Raw genomic sequence first — 21,215 nt, 5'->3', positions numbered from 1 at the left:
CTCCTAAATGGCGTTCATCCTTCCCATAGGATGCCCATACTGTTCCCACCTCTAACCTTCTAAATTGAAACAGGACGCAAAAAACAGCAACCCACGAAAATCGCGAACTTGCTGTTATTATGTGGTGTCAGAGACTATACCTTGTACTAAATCAGGCATGACTCAAATGTGCGTAGACATCTGCCAAATTAGTCACATTACGCTTCAGCATTTCCTGAACATATACCGCCCATAGCTTAGCGGTCATCTTCGCATCCTCTAACGCATGATGCCGCCCTTCAATCGGAATGGATTGAAAGGCCAGCAATTCATCCAAACTATAGGTTTGGTGCTGCTGTGGCTCCAACCATTTGGCGAGCATCATTGTATCTAGTACACGGTGGGTTAACTGAACCTTGGATGTTTTCCATAACGCAGCATTTAAAAAGGCCTTATCATGAGCACTGGCATGCGCTACAAGCACCCGCCCACCTACAAAGGACATAAAATCATGCAGCCCATTCATAAGCGGCGGAGCTTCATCCGTCATTTCCCGGGTAATCCCAGTTAGCTCAGTAATGTGTTCAGGAATCGCCGTCCGCGGATTGACAAGCGTATAAAACTGCTCTTTTTCCATAATCATATCCCCAACAACCCGAATCGCTCCGAACGATAAAATTTCATCTCCATGTTGGGCCGAAAATCCAGTCGTTTCCAGGTCAAAAACTACCGTCTCCAAACGCTCCAGTGGGGTACGCAATACTTCAGAACGCCGTTGTTCCCGCGTTAGGGACCGAATAAACGCCATCTGCTGAGCCGTAGGAGCCCCCATTACAGATGCGATTGCCGAGGGCACTCCTCCTCTGCGGAGGGCACTCCAGAAGCCACCTCCCTGCGCTGGTTCCTTCATAACTTTCTCCCTTCCATAAATCGCAGCTGCCTTTGCAACGCACGATGCAGCCGTCGTACTGTCGAAAGAGCCTCGCGCAGCTCATGCCAGCCTTTACCTTGCTTCAGCGGCTTGACAGCCAGATAGCCATTACTGAGAAGCAATCCATTCTTCTCCCTCGCTGGAGTAGCCATTCGCAGCTGAAGCGCGATCCGAAAGGCCCGCTCGCAAGCATCGAGTAAAGGCAACGGTGCCGCTTCAAGTGATGCGAGACGCCTAAGCCTTTTCAGGGTAGAAGTTTCCTCCACACCATGTTGCAATGCCAAAAAACGGACGGCATTCACCAACGGAATGTATAACCCGTATTTCACATCAAAATCGCCTGCATGCTCACCGAATCGCTCAGTAACAATCTGACCTAAAATATTAAGTGTCGCTTTATGCCTTACTGTGTTCCTAAGCACCGCTGAAGGCAAATCAGGATGCTTTCGGAACAACTTATAAAAGCTTTGCTTCCATTCTACAGACAATTGCTCGTCGCCTGCGATATGTCTCATGTCAGACGAAATAATGAGATAACGAATCGGTTCCCAGGCAAAATCCTCTGACCATTTTGATAGCTGTTCTTGCCATCCAGACAATGTATGGCGCCACAACGGCTCCGAACACATCACTTTTCCCTCGCATTTGGGATATCCCAAATACTCTAGCATCGCAGACACTCGGCGACCAAACTCGCTAAAATACAATTCTTGATCAGCAGACACAAGGTCACTGATAATCATACCGTTATCTTGGTCACTCCACAGCGTCGATTCCGAACGCCCCATACTTCCGAAGGCTATAAATGCGTAAGGGACGGGAGGAGAGCCGAAGCCATCCTCAACCATCCCTTTTTCACACATTTGTACAGCTCGGGCCGCAATGCGGTCATGCATTTCATTCGCCGTTCGTAACCAGTCCGATAACGGAGCGGAGGCTTGGGAAGCCAGCAGCCATTTCTGAGAATCGACCCTGGCCTGCCTTAACGACTCAGGTGTGTCTGCATGATCTATCGCTTCGGCGGAACTCACCCAAGGGGCCATATTTTGCAGTTCCATACTTCCATCTCCTCCGCTCATCCATACTGGCTCTTTATATTTTACATATTAGCTAACAATTCCAGAACGCTTTTCAGCTTCAGCAACTAACTTCATTTGTTCTGGATAGCCATACGTACCATGTTCACTGATATCAAGTCCCATCGTTTCTTCCTCTTCTGTAACACGAATACCCATAATGGCTTTCATTGCACCTAGAATAATGAAGGAAATGACGAATACGAATGCCAAAGTACCAATCAGTCCAAGCAGTTGTACTCCTAATTGCGTGAAACCACCACCATAGAACAGACCCGCTTGACCTACACCTGTTATTTTTACAAGCTCAGGAGTAGCGAACAACCCTGTGGACACCGCGCCCCACATCCCTGCAACACCATGTACGGAGAAAGCATATACCGGGTCATCTACTCTCGCACGCTCAAACCATTGCGCTGTGAAGAAAGTGACGATCCCTGCGACTGCGCCGATGACCAATGCCGCCCAAGGCGCTACAAAGGCACAAGAACCCGTAATGGCAACCAAGGCTGCCAGCACACCGTTTAGCATAGCCGGAATATCTGCTTTTCCGTAAACCATCCAAGATACGAGTAAAGCGAAAACTCCGCCCGCCGCAGCAGCAATATTTGTAGTCAGGGCTACATACCCAAAGAATCCGTCATTCATAGCAGAAACAGCACTACCTGGGTTAAATCCAAACCAGCCAAACCAGAGAATAATAACGCCCAGGATAGAGTACACCTGATTATGACCAGGGATAATGTTCGGCTTGCCATCTTTATTAAACTTGCCCAGACGCGGTTTGAGTAGGAGCGTAGCGACAAGTGCCGCCGTAGCACCCGTCAAATGGACCACTGTTGAACCCGCGTAATCCTGCATTCCCAACTTGCCAAGCCAGCCGCCGCCCCATACCCAGTGAGCTACAACCGGATAAATCACGATGGAGAACAAAATACCGAAAATAATATATACACTTAATTTTGCACGCTCTGCCATCCCCCCGCATGCGATCGAAAGCGAAACCGCAGCAAAAGCAAAGTGAAACAAAAACATAATCGTAATCGGAACATCTAAGCCTGAAAGAGTGTCAAACGATGCAGCGGCATCTGTCCCACTCATAAAGAAGCCCGTCAACCCCATAAATCCATTGCCGCCGTCATTGCCAAAGCCGAATCCAAATCCGAGGGCCCAAAAGGACAAAGCCGCAACACCTGTCGTGAGAATCGTTTTACCAGCGACGTGACCCGCATTCTTCATTCGTGTCGAGCCTGCCTCCAGCAGCGCAAATCCCGCTTGCATGAAAAATACAAGTATAAATGCCAAGAACGTAAATGCCGTGTTTAGTCCAGCTTGAAGTTGGATATTTGTCGGCCCGTCAGCAGCAAACGCACCTACCGGGAAAGCTAGAACCGCCAGCATGGCCAATAATACAACTAACCACTTTTTTCTCATGAAGACCACTCCTCGAATGTTAAGTTTCTTTACATTTCGTGAAATTCTTATTGTCATTATAATCAGAATACATGAAAGTTGACAAGATTTTTTTTATTTTGTTAAAAAAATGAGCTTACAAACCTAACATGTCATATTTACTAACCAAAAAAGTAGCTTGTTTGAGTTCGATAAAAGCATGACGTTTGACTGTATGGTTGAGGATCATGTAAAATATCCTTTATAACACTCGGTTTAAGATGCTAATAATGAAGGTTGAACGAAGAGCGCGAGGTGAAGACAGATGGGGATATGAAGCTATATCGAATTGGTGAGCTAGCCAAAGCGGCTGGTGTCAGCGAACGAACGATTGATTATTACACAAAACTTGGTTTGATCGCACCTGAAGAACGATCATTGAAAAATTATCGGCTTTATAATGATGAAACCTTAAACAGGCTTGAACGTATTAACCAAATGAAACAAGAGAAGTATAGCCTCGAGGAAATCCGACAGACACTGATTAAATGGAACTCGGTTGCAGGAGAAGAGCACGTCACCGACAAGCTAACGAGTCTAGAAATGCATATGCAGCGTCTAGAGCGTGAAGTCAATGAGCTACAGCCTCTTCTCGGACAGCTCAAGCCCGTTCAAGCTCGCAAGCTGCTTACCAGTCTATTGCCACAAAGCGCCGCTTGTATTGAGGCTTTGAAGTATCTGTTGGAGCATAGTTCTATGATGTAGATGCCCGAGCTAGTAGGATGAACAATAATGGAGGGTTGCTTTATGATGGGTATGTATATTTTGATAATTCTTGCGTTCGGGTTATCCCTATGGGCGCAATTTCGTGTAAAAGGTACGTTTAACAAATGGTCTGATGTTCCAAATGAAAATGGGTTGACTGGTTATGATGCAGCTCGGCACATGTTGGATCGCAATGGCTTGCATGATGTGCCTATTGAGCCAGTACCTGGAGCGCTATCTGACCATTATGATCCGATACAACGGGTAGTGCGCCTGTCCGAGCCCGTTTATTATGAAAAATCCATTTCTGCGGTTGCGGTTGCTTGCCATGAAGTCGGTCATGCCATCCAACATAAAGAGCATTATCCTATGCTGGCACTTCGCCATCGGATTTTCCCGATCGTTAACTTCGCTTCCGGGATTGCACCGTTTCTGCTGATAGCTGGTTTCTTATTTAGCTTTACGAACCTGATCGGCTTGGGTATTATCTTTTTCTCGGCTACTGTTGCTTTTCAATTAATCACCTTGCCAGTTGAGTTTAATGCTTCTAATCGCGCTCGGGATATTATGGTTTCTGAAGGGTTTATCCGTAGTGATGAAGAACGCGGTGTAGCCAAAGTATTGAACGCTGCTGCATTGACGTATGTGGCCGCAGCTCTCGTATCCTTGCTGGAATTGATCCGCCTTATCGGCATCTTCAACAGCCGAGATTAAGGTACTTGTATTACAAAAAAGGTTGTTCCTCCGTCAATGGCGGTAGAGGAACAACCTTTTTTTGTAATCTCAAGCCAATACATTACGCTTAATGCCCTTAATCTGCTGTTGCCGTTTTGTTTGAAGTAGTAGCTTTACCTTGAAGTCCAAAATATTGCAATAAAAAAGTTCGGAATGATTTGGCAACTAATGGAAGTTTGTCATCTCTGCGATGAATCAAACCAATCGTTCGTGTCACCTCTGGATCAACGATTGACACCCTTGCCGGTTGAAGCGGGTTAGTCTGAAACAGCGCCATTTCAGGTAGAAGACTAACCCCCATCCCCGCAGCTACTAATCCACGAATCGTATCCGTCTCTTCGCCTTCAAAAGCAATATCAGGCGTAAATCCAGCCTCCAGACAGGCCTGCCAGACTATCGGACGCAATGAATATCCATCTCTGAACAAGATGAATTTTTCCCCCTTAAGCTGGCTCAATGTGATATGTTCGGCTGAAGCCAAAGGATGATTAGGCGGGAGCACCGCAAATAACTCCTCGGTTAGCACCACGTCCCCCTCGACATGATCATGTCGATCTGGAAAAGGAGATACAAACGCCAAATCCACCTCACCCGCTAGCACATCACGAATCAAACTCGGGTACATCCCTTGTTTAAATCTGAATTTAACATTGGGGTACCGCTTACGAAATTCAGCCACCACCGTAGGAATAAGATGAATCCCCAAACTGTGTGGAAAACCGATGCGGATTTCACCCCCCTCAGGGTCCAAAAACTCATGCACTTCCAAAACTGCCCGTTCCAGATCTTTTATGATCGTTTCCACCCGTTTACAAAATAGCTGTCCTACTGGCGTAAGCTGCAAATTGCGACCCTTTTGCATAAAAAGGTTGACTCCCAGCTCCTCTTCAAGCTGATGAATTTGCCGACTTACCGCAGATTGCGCCACATGCAGCTCCTCGGCTGCCTGAGTGACATGTTCTTTTTGCGCTACTTTCATGAAGTATTGCAACTGTCGTAATTCCACTCCGATATTCGCTCCAATCTGTTTTTCAACATACGAAAGAAGATGTCCATCGAACATCATCTTCTTTCTTACCCTGATAACTTACGATAAAGCTGTCTTTAGTGACGTTTGCGTTGACCAGTCAACCTAATCAATAATCCATAAAAGAAAAACCCGCTGAGCAATCCACCAAAGTGAGCAGTCCAGTTAATATTCGCTACAGCAAAAGAAAACAAGATACCAAACCCTAGCAGCGTGTACAGCGTTTTGCGCGAAGCATCATCCATCAAGGAACGCTGGAACAAGGCAACGTACAGAAATGCCCCATAGATGCCATAAATCGCTCCTGAAGCTCCTACAGACACTGTCGTTTCCGCCAACATGTTATAATGCGCAATGGACAGAATGTTTCCAACAATGCCCGTGACCAGATACAATAACACATAGCGTAAGGAACCGAGCAAACGCTCCAGTGGAGGAGCGAATACAAGTATCGCAAAGGAATTAAACAGAAGATGGTCAAACCCTGCATGTAAAAACATAGCTGACACATATCGCCACAGCTGGTCAGTGAATGGCGCCTCATTAATCAAAGCTCCATACCGGATTAACGTCAAGCTATTTTCCGATCCACCCTGCACGGTCAATACAATAAACATCACAATATTGATAAGCAAAATCAGACAGGTTACCGGGTAAAATCGCAAATAACTTTTCCAGTTCTCATAACGTAAAAAAATCAAGGCAATCCTTCCTTCATGGGGTGTCTCCACCTTATTCAAATTGGACAATGTCTTTTATAAAAGATTATAATAGATTTCGGCAACGATAACCAATGCTAAAAACCAAGGAGGCTATTACATATGGCACAAGAACGTACAGGAGCTGCTACTTTTAAAGGCAATCCTTTGACTCTCATAGGTCCTGAGCTGAAAGTTGGAGATCAGGCGCCTGATTTCAAATTACAGAAAGACCTGCTGGAAGCAGCTACGCTTCAGGACTTTGCAGGCAAAGTCAAACTGATCAGCGTTGTCCCTTCTCTAGATACAGGCGTGTGTGACGCGCAGACTCGACGTTTCAACCAGGAAGCAGACTCTCTGGGGGATCAAGTTGTGGTACTGACAGTCAGCGTGGATTTGCCTTTCGCTCAAGCTCGTTGGTGCGGTGCGGCTGGTATTGATCGCGTATTGACACTGTCCGACTACAAAGATCATTCCTTTGGTGAAGCTTATGGTGTATTCATTAAGGAATTCCATTTGGATCATAGAGCTATTTTTGTCATTGACCAAAATGACAAAATCGCATACGTAGAATACTTGAGCGAAATGTCCGAGCATCCTGACTATGAACAAGCGATTGCAGCCGTAAAAAAACTCGTCTAAATCCAGCCAAATATTAAAAAAGCGAGTGAAGGATTGCCTTCCTCGCTTTTTTTGATGTTTGCCCACCACATCACTGCTCCAACAACCTGCTATTACTGTACGACCTTGTGAGCGGACAGCTTCTTGTCGATCATAGCGAACAGTTGCAAAATAATGCGGTAATTCGCACCCAAGTCCCCTAACGATCCGCGTGAAGCGGAATAAATATCCACTGCACTTCGAACTGGAGAGACAGATAAAATCGAAACGGTAATATCGACAGTTCTGCCGAACGCCGTTCGCTTTTCCAACGTGATCTCACCTACGGATGCTACCTCATGGAGTACCTTGTAGCCAGGAATTTTTTTCATGATTGATGATACTTCTTCCCAAGCCTTGTCTCTCGATAAGTTATAATAGCGTGTCTTCATTTGGGGGTCCTTGACCCGGTCGCTTGTACCTTCTTGGCTGCGCACAATCCCTACCAGAGTCCTCTTCAACGACAAGACATTTCCTCCTTCACGATAATCGCTACCTATTCATACAACACATCGGTTTCTTTTGCTGCAAGCGCTTTATAAAATGCGATAAGCAACCAAAAATAAGTCCGTTTGTGCCTGTGGTATGCGACCTTAGTACCTCATATCTTAGTTTAACATTGTTGCATACAAAAAACACCCTGTTTCTGCATGAGCAGTACCAGAGTGTGTTCATTACATTATGGTGTACCCGCCGATGCCGTCCGACCATAGCGTCTTCTGAACCTGCTTTAGCAGGTGGGTGACCGCAGAATAAACTTTTGAAGTCCCCTTGTCAGCAATTGACAGGGCTTTTCAGCTATTCATCCGTATAGATCTCCCTAGACATTGTCATTGGTTCAAAACAACAAATGACCGTAACGTGCATCGCAGGATGTGACCTTATTATAGCGCTTCTCACTCAGAAAGTAAATGCTAGGAGAATTATGTTTTATTTTTAGACGTTATCACTTTTCTTGTCTTCAATGCTTTCCTTTTCTTCGTCCTTCTGTTTCATCTTTTCCATTTGGTCCTGCATTTTAAGGAAGGTTCCATAGAAGTTAAAAAAAGCGAACCAGGCAACTACACTGCCGATGAAGAATAAGAAAAGCACGGGATATTTAACCCCAATGAATATAACAACAGCGCTGCCGAGCATGGTGGAAAATACACGGAATGGTCGAATCAGCGTCAATAAAACCGCATTTTTAATAATTTGTCCGGTAGACATATGATAATGAGCCACCATCGAAAAAAAGTTAAACATAGACACAAGCAAAATAATGATGAGGATCAGCATGATAACGCCCACGATTTGCAAATTGCTGAGCTGTGTCATATATACAGTGTAATCCACATACATGACGACAAACAGTAGCGTGTAAAAGATACCTCCAATTAGACTCTGCTTATAGTTCTCTTTATATCCTTTAAAAAAGGTACGAAACACGCCTGTATCGGTATCGCCCATTACCCATTTGCGAACCACCGTGAACAAAGCCGATGTGGCAGGAAATAAAGTAAGCGGTGCCAAAACAGCCATCGCCCAGTTCATTTGTAACGATTCATTCGCCAGATTCTGATTCATAACCAGTAATTTCAGTATGAGGCAGAATACAAAAGGCGATGAACATAACACCCACAACAAATTGCTAGCCGCCAGCCGGGTAATCCATTCGGTTAGGCGGTAAATCCCCCCCATAGCTCCTTTAAATTCCAATGTCAGTCTCTCCCTCCGCAAGCCTTGGCAATTCCAAGACTTATGCTGCTACGCCTGTTAGTTCCGGCTCTTGACTATATCATACCGTATTTCAGCCCTAAAGCGCCAGCGAAATCCATACGTGGTCCATAGAAGCAGATCTCTTACATTTCATACATACCAGTTAAAAAAAGCCGAAGCTTGTACCAGCTTCGGCTTTTCATTAATCTTTTTTGTTATTATTCGGAAGATGAATCTTCACGTCTTGCAGGACGGCGAGTTTCTCCATTGCTGCTTGGACGTGGTTTGCGATCTCCACTATAGCGGCTTCCGGAATCACGGTTGTAGCCACCGCCTTCTTTACCACGGTTGTAACCGCCATATCCACCTTTACTGCCGCTACCGCCACGGTTGGAATTGTAACCACCGTTGCTGCGTCCACCATAGTTGGAAGGCTTGCGTCCGCCAGAGCGCACGTCTGGTTTACGACGTTTTGCACGGATCGGATCTTCCGGAGTCAGTTCAATAGATGCCTCTCTCTTCTCACCAGTCATCAGCTTCAGAGCTGCGGAGAGAAGTTGCACAGAATCATATTGCTCCAGCATTTGAATAGCCAAACCTTTGTACTCGTTCAGTTCACCATTTTCTACAACTTCTAGAAGGCGTTCTGCAATGATACGTTGTTTGCCTTCCAGAGCTTCTGCCAACGTTGGAAGAGGCTTGCGTGGAATGCGGTGACGGGTTACACGTTCAATGAAATGCAAATGGTCAATTTCACGAGGCGTTACGAATGACCAAGCTTCCCCTTCTTTACCTGCACGTCCAGTACGTCCGATACGGTGAACATAGCTTTCCGGATCTTGTGGAAGGTCAAAGTTCACAACGTGAGTTACGCCGGAAACGTCCAAACCACGGGCTGCAACGTCAGTCGCTACGAGCACATCAATACTTCCGTCACGGAATTTACGCATAACAGCATCACGCTGGTTCTGAGACAAGTCACCATGCAAACCGTCTGCGGAATAACCGCGTTTTTGCAGAGCCTCAGCCAGCTCGTCTACCCGGCGCTTAGTACGACCGAATACAATCGCAAGTTCTGGGGATTCCATGTCGATCAAACGGCTTAATGCTTCGAATTTTTGACGCTCAGGAACTTCAATATAAGCCTGATCAATCAGCGGAGCACTAACTTGTTTAGGAATAACGGATACATGCTCAGGATCTTTAAGGAATTGCTCGGCCAATCTTTTAATATTAGGAGGCATTGTAGCCGAGAAAAGCATTGTTTGGCGCTCGTCCGGAACCTGCTTCAGAATGGACTGAATATCTTCCATGAAGCCCATATCCAGCATTTCATCTGCTTCATCCAAAACAACGGTATTTACATCTTCTAGCTTAATGGTTTTACGATTAATATGATCCAGCAAACGTCCTGGTGTACCGATAATAATTTGTGGTTTCTTTTTCAAAGCGCGAATCTGGCGTACGATATCTTGTCCACCGTAGATTGGCAAAGTGCGAAGACCTTTGAAGCGGGAGAGTTTTTCGATTTCTTCAGCCACCTGAATAGCAAGCTCACGTGTTGGAGCCATAATCAGGGCTCTGATTTTTTCATCGTTTTTAGAAATTTTATTGATCATCGGAATACCAAACGCAGCAGTTTTACCTGTACCTGTTTGGGCTTGACCAATCATGTCTTTTCCTTGCAATGCAATTGGAATGGATTTGGATTGAATAGGTGTTGCTTCTTCGAACCCTAGTTCCGTAATCGCCTGAATTACTTTCGGTTCAAGATCAAATTCTGCAAATGTCGTCAAATTTATTCAAACTCCTTCATAATGGTGGATGTGGTGGACAATCCACAATGTTGTCTGTATTCTTAAGTAGCGATATTATTGTATAAGTTTTCCCCAATACAGCGACAGTTTATTTAGATCTATACTGCATCTTTCTGTAATGAATTTGGGGAACCTATCCGATACATCTTAAACGAATTTATCCTTTTTAAAACAGTTTAAATTTTAAGTGTTTCTCTGGACATAGGTCCCTACTCAAGAATATCCACATCGCATTATAGCACAGAACAATTCATGAATACCAGTAAGTTGCTTTCTGTATAATTTAAATGAGGTGAAAAAAAGTTGTTAAAAATAGTGTTAAACTGCTTAACAGTCATCCTTGGAGCCGCTGCCATCGCATGCGGTTTTAATCTGTTTCTCGTCCCACATCACTTGCTGAGCGGGGGAGTAGCCGGACTTTCCATGCTCATTGGCTATTTCACAAAATTTGATATCAGCACCATGTATTTTATCATCAATATCCCGATGCTTATTGCAGGCTGGTTTATTTTAGGCAAGCGTTTTATCAGCCTGAGCATTTTATCGGTTATTGTGACAACATGGATTTTGGCCTGGGTACCTGTGCAATCTGTCGTCTCTGATCCCCTGCTGGCCTCGGTCTTTGGTGGGGTATTGGTCGGCGTTGGCGCTGGAATTTCCTTTCGGGTAGGAGGCTCTACGGGCGGCTTTGACATTATCGGCTCCATTGTTACCACTTATCGTGACTTCCCTGTCGGGACTGTGCTTGTGGGCTTGAATGGACTGGTCATTGTCGCAGCAGGGTATTTGAACAATGATTGGAACATTGCACTGGCCTCCATGTTATCCATTTTTGTAACTGGTAAGGTGTTGGACCAAATCTATGTAAGTCATACGAAGATCACCGTCTACATCATTACAGAGCATACTGACAAGCTGCTCAACCGAATGTTGGCCACGCCACGGGGGGTCAGCAAAATAAAAATTGAAGGTGCATTTTCACATACCGAAAAGGACATGCTGATGACTGTGACGACACGCTATGAGCTTGTTGAATTAAAACGCATCATCAAGGAAGTGGACCCTGCTGCTTTTGTGAATATTGTGGAAACAGTTGGAGTAATGGGTTCATTCCGACGAAGATAAGCACAAACCCAAGTGTCAAAATGCAGTTTTTGTGGTACACTATATGTGCGCTGTTCCCATAGTATATAAAGACCAGCTTTACCTGCTATTTCACAGGCACTTTGCTTTTCCGAATCGTATTGAATGATTCTTTTGGAATGATTCCGAGCAGGAAAGGGTGATTTTTGTGGAAATGGAAACGGTAAAACTGTCCGACATTGTCTTAAGATGGTACCCGGAAATGCTCCCTTCTCTCAAAAAGAATGAGCTAAACTCGATGATTGTGCTTCGAGACGGGTTGTCCATACTCAAGCCAACGGATGCGCTAGAAATTATTCAGTACAGTATTTGTGAGCACCAAGACAACAACTATCTTCAATAAATTTTCTTGCCAAATGCCGCTTCTTCTGGTTGCATCCACAACCGTGAAGAGAGCGGCATTATTTATGCCTATTTACGGATTCATCGAGCGATAGTTAGGTTAATCATGTAAGACTATGCCTGATGATGCCAGTATTAGTTACAAGCATGTTGTTTTTCATTACATAACTTTACGTATAATCAGGTAAGCGCCATACATAAGGGAGAGAGTTAGGAAATGAATATGATTTGGGCAATTATGCTATTGGCAATGGGAATAGGCGGAAATGGAGATCCGTCAGTCAACGCTCCAAATGTAAAAGATAGAGTGGCAACGACAATCAGCAGCGCCTTGGTCCAGGCACAGCACAGCAATATAAAGGTGGATGCCTCCAATCCACCGAATAAAATTGACCCACAGCCGACCACGCCAGCTATTAAAGGCATCTATGTCACAGCCTACAGCGCAGGCGGTTCACGTATGACTCAGCTGCTTGAACTGCTAGACAAGACAGAGCTTAATTCTATGGTTATCGATATTAAGGACGACGCAGGTTACATCACTTACCCAACGACCAATCCCGAGCTTCTGAAATTGGGCAAGCCGCAAAAATTTATTAACGACATTTCCGGTTTGATGGACCGACTGAAAAAGCATAATGTTTATCCGATTGCTCGTATTGTTGTTTTTAAAGATACGGTGTTGGCTAATAAAAATCCTGAGATGTCCTTCCGCAATGCTGACGGCTCTGTCTGGAAAAACAGCAAAGGAGATGGGTTTGTCAATCCCTATAATAAAGAAGTATGGGATTATAATATCGCCATTGCCAAGGAAGCCGCCAAACTTGGTTTTAAGGAAATTCAATTTGACTATGTACGTTTCCCTGAAGGCTTTGAAAAAAGAGCAGATAAGCTGAAATATACCAAATCAGATCAATCCCGTTCGGATGCGGTCGCTGAATTCGTACAGTATGCCCGCAAAGAGCTTGCTCCCTTAGGGGTGAGAGTATCAGTAGATATTTTCGGTTATGCCGCCTCTGTTCCTGCTGCAGAAGGGATTGGACAGGATTTTACTAAAATCTCCGAAAATGTAGATGTCATTTCACCGATGGTTTATCCAAGTCACTACACGACAGGCTGGTTCGGTGTAAAGGACCCCGATAAAAATCCATACCAGACGATCAAAGGCTCCATGGCCGATACACACAAAAAACTTGATCCTACAGGCAAGCTCAAGCCAATTATTCGTCCGTGGATTCAGGATTTTACCGCAAGTTGGTTGGGGAGCGGACATTATGCCAAGTATGGGAAAACGCAGGTCGAGGATCAAATTCGTGCACTCAAGGACATGAAGGTGAACGAATATTTACTCTGGAATGCCACTAACCGCTATACAAGCGGAGTAACCTACAAATAATAATTATCTCACTGGACTTCTCTTTATTTTATAAGAATTTTGGAACTTATATCATTATATCGAAGACTGCCCCGTTGTTTGACGAACGGATGCAGTCTTTTTTATTGCTGTTCAATTGTTACAGTATCCCTTACAATAAAATTTACATGCTATGATATATACAAATAATAACCCCAAGTAAATGAGGAAAACAAAAATGCAATTAACTCTAACCATGGGACAGAAATGGAAGCAGCTTTTTTACATTTTGCTCCCTATTCTGATTACCCAGCTTGCTCTATCCGCGATGACTTTTTTTGATACGAATATGTCGGGGCACTTTTCCCCTGCTGATCTGGCTGGAGTAGCTATCGGAGTAAGCCTGTGGGTCCCTGTACAAACAGGCCTTAACGGGATACTTATAGCAATTACCCCCATTGTATCCCAATTGGTAGGAGCGCAGCGCAAAGATAAGGTCTCCTACTATGTCATTCAGGCACTTTGGCTGTCTCTTATTCTATCCATCGTGGTCTTGATTGCCGGAGCCTTTTTAGTAAAGCCTATATTGAACGGGATGAATCTGGAATTGAGAGTTCATAATGTGGCTCTGTACTATCTTTGTGCGATGGCCTTTGGTGTCGTTCCTCTATTTGCCTATACCGTGCTTCGCAGCTTTATGGATGCATTGGGACAAACCCGGTTTACGATGTTAATCACGCTCATATCGTTGCCTATCAATGTTTTATTAAACTATCTGCTTATTTATGGTAACTGGGGTTTTCCCCGTTTGGGAGGTGTAGGCTCCGGGGTAGCAACAGCTACTACCTACTGGATTATTATGCTGGTTGCCGGTATTACTGCGCATCGGGGAAAGATATTTGCCGAATATCAAATCTTTAGCAAAATATACGGGCTCGCGGTCAGTGCTTTGAAAGAGCTTATTAAGATCGGGGTACCCATTGGATTTGCTATATTTTTTGAGACTGCCGTTTTTTCAGCCGTCACTCTCTTGATGAGCAACTATAACACGGCTACCATAGCCGCTCATCAGGCTGCCATGAATTTTGCTTCTACCCTGTATATGATTCCACTCAGTATTTGTATGGCACTTACGATTCTGGTCGGCTATGAAACAGGAGCTGCTCGTCCACGAGATGCCAAAATTTATGGTGTAATGGGCATTAGCAGCGCAGTTTTCCTATCCTTGATTACAGCTATTGTACTGCTCATCTGGGGTGAACAGGTTGCTCGACTTTATTCTACCGACTCGCAGGTCATTCAATTAGCTCAACATTTTTTAATCTATGCGATTTTCTTTCAGATCTCTGATGCTGTCGCTACACCAACGCAGGGAGTGCTACGTGGGTATAAAGATGTCAATTCGGCTTTTCTGCTCACCTTCCTGTCCTATTGGGTTATCGGGCTTCCTATAGGATATATACTCGCACGCTGGACCACATGGGGACCTTATGGCTATTGGATTGGCTTGATTACAGGTCTGGCCGTAGGTGCTATTTTGCTTCTCTGGCGTTTGGTAAGAGTACAACGTCGTTTTGCCGAACAAAAACAACACGCAAAGACTCATTAGTCTTTGCGTGTCTCGATTACATATGCTGCACCCGTAGTTATTCGTTTTTTTTCTACGATAGCCACTTCTTTTAGCTCGGGGGGATATAAAAAGTGTCTCTCCACATGTTGTTCAACTTCCTCAAATGCCTGTTCTTCATTTTCAGCAGCAAGAATGACGGTCAGAGCTCCTTCCGAGCTATCCACTTCTATTTTGAATAAATACATGATGGTTACCTCCTGATCCTATTCAAAGCTAAAAAAATAGCGGATGACTCAGGTCATCCGCATCATTTTCAATCTTTCCCCATTTCAGAACCGATCATTAAACATATAAACGTAATAAGTTCTTCTTATTGGGACAAACGCAAGGCCAGCTCATAGAGCTCCATGTTGAAATCTTTTTTGGTACTTACAACCTTGCCAATATCTGTAGCTACCAGCTTACCATCGATCGTTCCGCAAGCTTTGTCAGATACACCCTCAATCAATTGACGAACTGCAAAGTCACCCAAACGGCTTGCCAGGTTGCGGTCAAATGCAGTTGGTGTACCTCCACGTTGAATGTGTCCAAGCACTGTAACACGAGGTTCATAATCTGGACAGTTTTCTTGGATTACTTTTGCTACGGTTTCGCCTTTGCCTACACCCTCAGCAACGATAATGATACTGTGGCGTTTGCCATGTTTGAAGTTTTGTTTCATCCGATCGGATACTTCATTCAGGTCAAATTCCACCTCAGGTACCAAGATCGTTTCTGCACCCGAAGCCAGACCCGCATGGAGAGCAATATCGCCACAATGACGTCCCATAACTTCCACGATGGAAGAACGTTCATGGGAAGACATCGTATCACGCAGCTTATTGATGGCGTCCACTACAATACTAACTGCTGTATCAAAACCGATAGTGTAGTCTGTGAAGGAAATATCATTGTCAATCGTTCCTGGAAGACACATCGTTTTGATGCCTTGCTTAGTCAGTTTGTTAGCTCCTTGGTAAGAACCGTCGCCACCGATTACGACTACGCCGTCAATTCCACGATTACGCAAAATTTCAGCGCCACGCTTCTGACCTTCTTCAGTTGTAAATTCGAGGCATCTTGCAGATTGAAGTACAGTACCCCCACGTTGGATAATATCGCCGACGCTTCTCAGATCCATTGGGAAAATATCATCGTTCAAAAGGCCTTGATATCCGCGTTGAATCCCGAATACTTCCAGTCCAAAATACAATCCGCTACGTACGACGGCGCGAACTGCTGCGTTCATCCCTTGTGAATCTCCACCACTTGTTAATACTGCAATTTTCTTAACTGCTGTCATGATTTATGACCTCCTCAAAATAATCATATAAGCCTTCTTATCCATCGACTGTTTAATAAGAAAAACAAACGCATAAGCGGACTATTTTTCATTAAACGTCTCGAAACAGCGCGAACATCCTGCTGCTCACTAACTTTGGGGTCGGATAAATATAAAGCCAGCAATCCCTCGATAATCATCCGGTGAAAGGAGCTGGCAGGGACATCTGCAATATCAGCCCGCGCCCGATTCACAACGTAGGCGATCCGGTCCAGCATCATGTCGGTATCTTCATAATAATTGCAAAAGTTAAGATCTCCGCCCTTCCGGTCTTCGTCTTGATCGATTAGATAATCCAGCAAAATATGAAGACTGCACACATGTGGAAAATACGATGCATGTATTGAGGCAGCCCCCGCATCTGTGAGATGCTGGTCGCTGGCAGCAAGAAACAGCATAAAGACCCCCAGGGTTGAGCCAGTAGCCGCAGCAAACTCGTTCCAGCGCAACTCGGGTGTACGGTCCTTATGAATCGACCACCAGTCCAAAAGCGCTTGTTCCCGCAGCTCGGGTTTAATATGCTTGTATACTTGCAAATCCGTGTATAATCGCGCCAAATCCTGAACGTAAGGCATTGCCGCCTCATAGCCCGGAAGCCTGCTTACACAAGACTGACAGGTTGTCACCAGCCCGGTCAAATAACCGCCATCCTCCTGCTCACGACGCAACTCATAATAATTCACTGGCCTAGCCGTCGGATTAACCGCATCCAGCATAGACTGATGCAACAACCTAAAATCATCCGGGTCCATAGACGTACTGCGATCACACAGGTTGTCCAGATAATCGCTAATGGTCTGGTACGCCACAATCAGCGGAATTAGCGTCTGCCGGTCAGACATATTGGCTGCGGCATAAACCGCTCCCCCCACACAGTGAAACGTCTTCTCTGCTATGCTCGCAAGTGCCTGGCTTCTCAGCTCAGGGTCCGGAATTTGTTCGGCCTTGCTCTTCCAGTTACTCAATTCTTGTTTCGTTTCAGGGAGAATGTGCTTGTACATTCGGCTCATTAGACCTATGGGGCCTCTCGGTACTTGATAACGTCCTTGCTCAACATAACTCAAATGACGGTGCCTCCACATTGTTGTCTACGTAATTATACCTATCCAAACCATATTCATTATAATATGATCCACCTTTTAGCACAAATGAACAACCTCACTTTTTTCTTTAATATTCAAGAAAAATGAGCTCTTCTTACAAAAACGCTTTGGCCTTTGCTATAAAATCAGTCAAAAATAGGAGCCAGACCAGCTTGCACCCTTATAAGACTTTAATTGCAAATAGTAGAAATGTCCTACCTAGCCCTTGTCCTCTGCCAGCTTCATCCCTTGGTTGCCCTCTCCCATGTTGGCCTGCTTCCAATTCCCAAAAGCGTGATAGATAATCACTGCTACGGCGGATACGGCGGAGATCGAAAAACTACAGGAAAGCTCCCCATACAGCGTCTAGATCATACTTATCGACAAATGCATAGGTCAAAGGTATACGAATGCCCCATAATGAAATAATGGTAATCAAAAGCGGTGTCATTACAGAGCCCGTTGAGGGAAGAACCATCAGCAGGGCTTGGTGGTTAAACACGTAATTAAATATCACAGCTCCACCAGTCATTACAAAATTATTCACAATCCCAATCCGGGTTGTCCTGACTCGATCCCAGCGTCCGGCCCTGATATTTTGTCCCTTTCTCCAGTTCAAGCTTCTCATATCATAAACGTTTTTACGCAAAAAAGCGCAGTTCCTTAAATGCTAAGGAACTGCGCTCTCAATTCATCGTTTAACCGTAATATATAAGACATCCGTAATAACGGAACATTTCTTACAATTCAGTTACACTTACAGTTTAATTACGTTAGCTGCTTGTGGTCCACGGTTACCTTCAGTAATTTCGAATTCAACCTCTTGACCTTCTTCCAAAGTTTTGAAACCGTCGCCTTGGATTGCGGAGAAGTGTACAAATACATCCTCGCCACCCTCAACTTGAATGAAGCCATAACCTTTTTCTGCGTTAAACCATTTAACTATACCTTTCAAGTGAACAACCTCCTAAAAATACCGCCATCTATGGCGAATATCCATATTATACTTCATGCTTTTTCACATTGCAATTGGTGTTTTTCCGGGTTTTAGGGTCTGGAATGATTTGCTTTTGCGGCAGAAACTGCGGTATCATGAACCAAAACATCTATAAAATCGGAGACATGCATATGATGAAAAAACACGAAATATACAAAAAAGACAAGTGGAATATGATGACTGTCGAGGTGCAGGGCCGTTACATCGTTCTACGGGAAATATCCGATGACTGGGGCGAGGAAGCCCATACATTTTTGAGCCGTCCGGCGCTAATGCATTGGGCTGAAAATCGTTTTCCCAAGCAATCCTTTCAAGATAATGAGGAAGAATGGCAGCGGATCATGAACGCTTTCAAACAGGTGTAGCCTATTCATGGTGTCCAACAGCTATCTCATCTTCATTATTCTGGCCTTCACGCTGGGCGGAGTGCTGATCATGAAGCGTGAAACGATACCGGCTCCTCTCAAAAAGTGGATGGCCCTCACTGCGGTAATCATGATTTGCCTTGCCTTTTATCTTATTGTATACAGCTTATTAAATATAGGTTCCAACCCACAGTAAGGAAAATTATACTTTCAGGGGCAAAAGGTCATACTATGGCATAACAAGCCATGGTATAAGGAGGATATGCCGTTACATGCATCCTGTAAAACCTCTTGCCCTGCTGCTTACGGTAAGCGTGGCGGTTTCTTCGTTTTGGCATCCGTCCCTTACCAACGCAGCCCCATCCCACATTACGTTCGATCAGAGGAGGCTCTCCATGAGTGAAATTGTAAAACGCGCTGATGCGCCAGTGGAAAATACATGGAAACTGGAAGACCTGTTCCCTAACCGCAAGGCATGGGATCAAGAATACGAAGAAGTCAAACAATTGGCCAAAAAGGCTGCTCAATTTCAAGGCAAGCTCAATTCAGCCGAAGCGATTGGCAACTGCTTCAAGCTCGAAGATGAGTTGTCGCTCAAAACCGAGCGTGTATATGTGTATGCACATCTTCATCATGATGAAGATACAGCTGAACCTACATATCAGGGGCTTTCGCAAAAAGCGAAAAAGCTAGGCGTTGAAGTTAGTGAGTCTCTTTCATTCGTGACTCCCGAAATTTTGGCACTGCCAGATCATCAGCTTGATGCCTTCATTGCAGATCCGAAACTTTCGGATTACAAGTTTACACTTCAAGAAATGAAGCGGGAAAAAGCACATGTGCTGGGCAAAACAGAAGAAGCGTTACTCGCTCAGGTTGGCAATCTGGCTCAAGCCCCGCAAACGATTTTCGGAATGCTCAACAATGCGGATTTGAAGTTTCCGAAAATCAAAGATGAGCATGGCAAAGAGGTCGAGCTGACCCATGGTAGCTACATTCAATTTCTCGAAAGTCCACACCGCGAAGTACGTGAACGTGCTTTTAAAGCGGTGTATGACACATATGCCAAAAATAAAAATACGATTGCTTCTACATTGAGTGCCAATGTGAACAAAAATATTTTTTATTCTCGTGTTCGCAAATACCCTTCCGTGCTGGAGATGTCACTATACGGTGATAACATTCCGAAGGAAGTGTACACGAATCTTATTGATACCATCCATGAAAGCCTGCCCTTGCTTCACCGGTATATCAAGCTGCGTAAAAAGTTGCTAGGTGTGGATGAGCTTCATATGTATGATTTGTTCGCTCCACTTGTGGACGAATACAAGATGGACATTACGTATGAGGATGCCAAAAAGCAAACCAAGGAAGGCCTTAAGCCTCTGGGCGAGGACTACCTGGCTTCATTGCAAAAAGGCTATGATGAGCGCTGGATTGACGTATATGAAAATGAAAATAAGCGCACAGGCGCCTATAGCTGGGGAGCTTATGGCACCCACCCTTATGTGCTTCTGAACCATAAAGATAACCTGAACAGCATGTTCACACTTGCCCATGAAATGGGGCATGCGCTACATTCCTATTATTCAGACAACGCATTAAAGTACCGGGATGCACAATACACCATTTTCCTGGCTGAAGTGGCCTCCACTACTAATGAAGCCTTGCTGATGGATTATTTGCTGAACAAATCTACCGATCCAAAAGAGAAAATGTACCTCCTCACCTACTATGCGGACCAATTCCGCACAACGGTATTCCGTCAAACGATGTTTGCGGAATTCGAGAAGATTGTACATGAGCGTGCTGAACAAGGTGAATCCCTTACACCGCAGCTTTTATCGGAGATTTATTATGATTTGAATGTGAAATATCACGGGCCTGGCATGAAGGTAGACAAAGACATAGAAATGGAATGGGCACGAATCCCTCATTTTTATAACAGCTTCTATGTCTACAAATATGCTACTGGCTTCTCGGCAGCAACCAGTTTCTCGAAACAGATTCTGGAAGAAGGCCAGCCAGCCGTTGACCGTTACTTAGGCTTCCTAAAGAGCGGTGGCAGTGATTATTCAATTAATATTTTGAAGAAAGCTGGCGTTGACATGTCCTCTCCACAACCGATTCGCGAAGCGATGAGCGTATTTGAGGAAGTCATTACAGAAATGGAAAAGCTAACTGAAGGAAAGTAACACCGTGCACA

22 protein-coding genes, 1 other RNA gene and 1 pseudogene are annotated in these 21,215 nt (G+C 44.7%); 10 read left to right on the top strand and 14 right to left on the bottom strand.

What is annotated here, in order from left to right; genetic code table 11:
• Positions 1-151: 151 nt before the first annotated feature.
• From ABEW32_RS20350 to ABEW32_RS20340, 3 genes are read right to left on the bottom strand one after another with little or no spacing between them, the layout of a single operon-like run.
• Entirely contained in the window at positions 152-889 is a 738-nt protein-coding gene (locus tag ABEW32_RS20350) for an exonuclease domain-containing protein (protein ID WP_430191197.1), read from the bottom strand.
• Complete coding sequence (locus tag ABEW32_RS20345; protein WP_430191195.1) at positions 886-1,968, bottom strand: DUF294 nucleotidyltransferase-like domain-containing protein; 1,083 nt, start codon at positions 1,966-1,968, stop codon at positions 886-888. Before ABEW32_RS20345 ends, ABEW32_RS20350 begins: the two co-directional genes overlap by 4 nt.
• Positions 1,969-2,016: 48 nt before the next feature.
• Positions 2,017-3,420 (bottom strand): ammonium transporter, encoded by a 1,404-nt coding sequence (locus ABEW32_RS20340; RefSeq protein WP_430191193.1) that lies wholly within the window; start codon positions 3,418-3,420, stop codon positions 2,017-2,019.
• A gap of 291 nt (positions 3,421-3,711) precedes the next feature.
• Here ABEW32_RS20340 and ABEW32_RS20335 point away from each other — a divergent pair, with 291 nt between their 5' ends.
• Positions 3,712-4,143 carry a MerR family transcriptional regulator gene (locus ABEW32_RS20335; protein ID WP_430192004.1) on the top strand — a complete coding sequence of 144 codons (432 nt, stop codon included), beginning with the start codon at positions 3,712-3,714 and terminating at the stop codon, positions 4,141-4,143.
• A gap of 42 nt (positions 4,144-4,185) precedes the next feature.
• The gene (locus ABEW32_RS20330) at positions 4,186-4,857 is read left to right on the top strand and encodes a zinc metallopeptidase (protein ID WP_430191191.1); all 672 of its coding nucleotides are present in this window, start codon (positions 4,186-4,188) and stop codon (positions 4,855-4,857) included.
• A gap of 97 nt (positions 4,858-4,954) precedes the next feature.
• On the opposite strand, the gene gltC is transcribed toward ABEW32_RS20330, so the two are convergent.
• Together gltC and ABEW32_RS20320 are read right to left on the bottom strand one after the other, a co-directional pair.
• A complete protein-coding gene (gene gltC / locus ABEW32_RS20325; protein WP_430192002.1) occupies positions 4,955-5,884 on the bottom strand; it encodes a glutamate biosynthesis transcriptional regulator GltC in 930 nt (309 codons plus the stop codon).
• A gap of 98 nt (positions 5,885-5,982) precedes the next feature.
• Positions 5,983-6,606, bottom strand: a complete 624-nt coding sequence (locus ABEW32_RS20320) for a rhomboid family intramembrane serine protease (RefSeq protein WP_016819731.1) — start codon at positions 6,604-6,606, stop codon at positions 5,983-5,985.
• Between the two features lie 120 nt (positions 6,607-6,726).
• On the opposite strand from ABEW32_RS20320, the gene tpx reads away from it, so the two are divergent.
• Entirely contained in the window at positions 6,727-7,245 is a 519-nt protein-coding gene (gene tpx / locus ABEW32_RS20315) for a thiol peroxidase (protein WP_430191188.1), read from the top strand.
• A 92-nt stretch (positions 7,246-7,337) separates the two neighbouring features.
• Here the strand turns inward: tpx and ABEW32_RS20310 are convergent, their stop codons facing one another.
• From ABEW32_RS20310 to cshA, 4 genes are all read right to left on the bottom strand, one after another.
• Positions 7,338-7,730 (bottom strand): DUF1499 domain-containing protein, encoded by a 393-nt coding sequence (locus tag ABEW32_RS20310; RefSeq protein ID WP_430191186.1) that lies wholly within the window; start codon positions 7,728-7,730, stop codon positions 7,338-7,340.
• Positions 7,731-7,946: 216 nt separating this feature from the next.
• Positions 7,947-8,141: non-coding RNA, 6S RNA (gene ssrS, locus ABEW32_RS20305), on the bottom strand.
• Between the two features lie 58 nt (positions 8,142-8,199).
• Positions 8,200-8,961 carry a YesL family protein gene (locus ABEW32_RS20300; protein WP_430191184.1) on the bottom strand — a complete coding sequence of 254 codons (762 nt, stop codon included), beginning with the start codon at positions 8,959-8,961 and terminating at the stop codon, positions 8,200-8,202.
• A gap of 218 nt (positions 8,962-9,179) precedes the next feature.
• Complete coding sequence (gene cshA, locus ABEW32_RS20295; protein ID WP_430191182.1) at positions 9,180-10,757, bottom strand: degradosome RNA helicase CshA; 1,578 nt, start codon at positions 10,755-10,757, stop codon at positions 9,180-9,182.
• A 324-nt stretch (positions 10,758-11,081) separates the two neighbouring features.
• Between cshA and ABEW32_RS20290 the strand changes: the two genes are divergently transcribed.
• The 4 genes from ABEW32_RS20290 to ABEW32_RS20275 all read left to right on the top strand — a co-directional run bounded on the left by ABEW32_RS20290 (position 11,082) and on the right by ABEW32_RS20275 (position 15,226).
• Positions 11,082-11,903 carry a YitT family protein gene (locus tag ABEW32_RS20290; protein WP_430191180.1) on the top strand — a complete coding sequence of 274 codons (822 nt, stop codon included), beginning with the start codon at positions 11,082-11,084 and terminating at the stop codon, positions 11,901-11,903.
• A gap of 172 nt (positions 11,904-12,075) precedes the next feature.
• Positions 12,076-12,264 carry a hypothetical protein gene (locus ABEW32_RS20285; RefSeq protein WP_014599634.1) on the top strand — a complete coding sequence of 63 codons (189 nt, stop codon included), beginning with the start codon at positions 12,076-12,078 and terminating at the stop codon, positions 12,262-12,264.
• Positions 12,265-12,480: 216 nt separating this feature from the next.
• Entirely contained in the window at positions 12,481-13,659 is a 1,179-nt protein-coding gene (locus tag ABEW32_RS20280; RefSeq protein WP_430191178.1) for a putative glycoside hydrolase, read from the top strand.
• Positions 13,660-13,855: 196 nt separating this feature from the next.
• A complete protein-coding gene (locus ABEW32_RS20275) occupies positions 13,856-15,226 on the top strand; it encodes an MATE family efflux transporter (protein WP_430191176.1) in 1,371 nt (456 codons plus the stop codon).
• On the opposite strand, the gene ABEW32_RS20270 is transcribed toward ABEW32_RS20275, so the two are convergent.
• From ABEW32_RS20270 to ABEW32_RS20250, 5 genes and pseudogenes are all read right to left on the bottom strand, one after another.
• A complete protein-coding gene (locus ABEW32_RS20270; RefSeq protein ID WP_430191174.1) occupies positions 15,223-15,432 on the bottom strand; it encodes a DUF3906 family protein in 210 nt (69 codons plus the stop codon). The genes ABEW32_RS20275 and ABEW32_RS20270 overlap by 4 nt on opposite strands.
• Positions 15,433-15,557: 125 nt before the next feature.
• The gene (gene pfkA / locus ABEW32_RS20265; RefSeq protein WP_016819724.1) at positions 15,558-16,529 is read right to left on the bottom strand and encodes a 6-phosphofructokinase; all 972 of its coding nucleotides are present in this window, start codon (positions 16,527-16,529) and stop codon (positions 15,558-15,560) included.
• A 23-nt stretch (positions 16,530-16,552) separates the two neighbouring features.
• Positions 16,553-17,632 carry a tetraprenyl-beta-curcumene synthase family protein gene (locus tag ABEW32_RS20260; protein WP_430191171.1) on the bottom strand — a complete coding sequence of 360 codons (1,080 nt, stop codon included), beginning with the start codon at positions 17,630-17,632 and terminating at the stop codon, positions 16,553-16,555.
• A 237-nt stretch (positions 17,633-17,869) separates the two neighbouring features.
• Positions 17,870-18,251: pseudogene (locus ABEW32_RS20255) on the bottom strand (MATE family efflux transporter); the annotation flags it as partial.
• A 156-nt stretch (positions 18,252-18,407) separates the two neighbouring features.
• A complete protein-coding gene (locus ABEW32_RS20250) occupies positions 18,408-18,605 on the bottom strand; it encodes a cold shock domain-containing protein (protein ID WP_430191169.1) in 198 nt (65 codons plus the stop codon).
• 173 nt (positions 18,606-18,778) lie between these two features.
• Between ABEW32_RS20250 and ABEW32_RS20245 the strand changes: the two genes are divergently transcribed.
• The 3 genes from ABEW32_RS20245 to pepF all read left to right on the top strand — a co-directional run bounded on the left by ABEW32_RS20245 (position 18,779) and on the right by pepF (position 21,204).
• A complete protein-coding gene (locus ABEW32_RS20245) occupies positions 18,779-19,012 on the top strand; it encodes a hypothetical protein (protein WP_014599632.1) in 234 nt (77 codons plus the stop codon).
• A 7-nt stretch (positions 19,013-19,019) separates the two neighbouring features.
• A complete protein-coding gene (locus tag ABEW32_RS20240; RefSeq protein ID WP_013370481.1) occupies positions 19,020-19,208 on the top strand; it encodes a hypothetical protein in 189 nt (62 codons plus the stop codon).
• Between the two features lie 199 nt (positions 19,209-19,407).
• Positions 19,408-21,204 (top strand): oligoendopeptidase F, encoded by a 1,797-nt coding sequence (gene pepF, locus ABEW32_RS20235; RefSeq protein ID WP_430192000.1) that lies wholly within the window; start codon positions 19,408-19,410, stop codon positions 21,202-21,204.
• Positions 21,205-21,215 lie beyond the last annotated feature (11 nt).

It is taken from the genome of Paenibacillus jamilae, assembly GCF_050482105.1.
GTDB lineage: Bacteria > Bacillota > Bacilli > Paenibacillales > Paenibacillaceae > Paenibacillus > Paenibacillus jamilae_B.
Note: the sequence above shows the minus strand (reverse complement) of the source record. Positions and strands in the feature narration are given on the sequence as shown.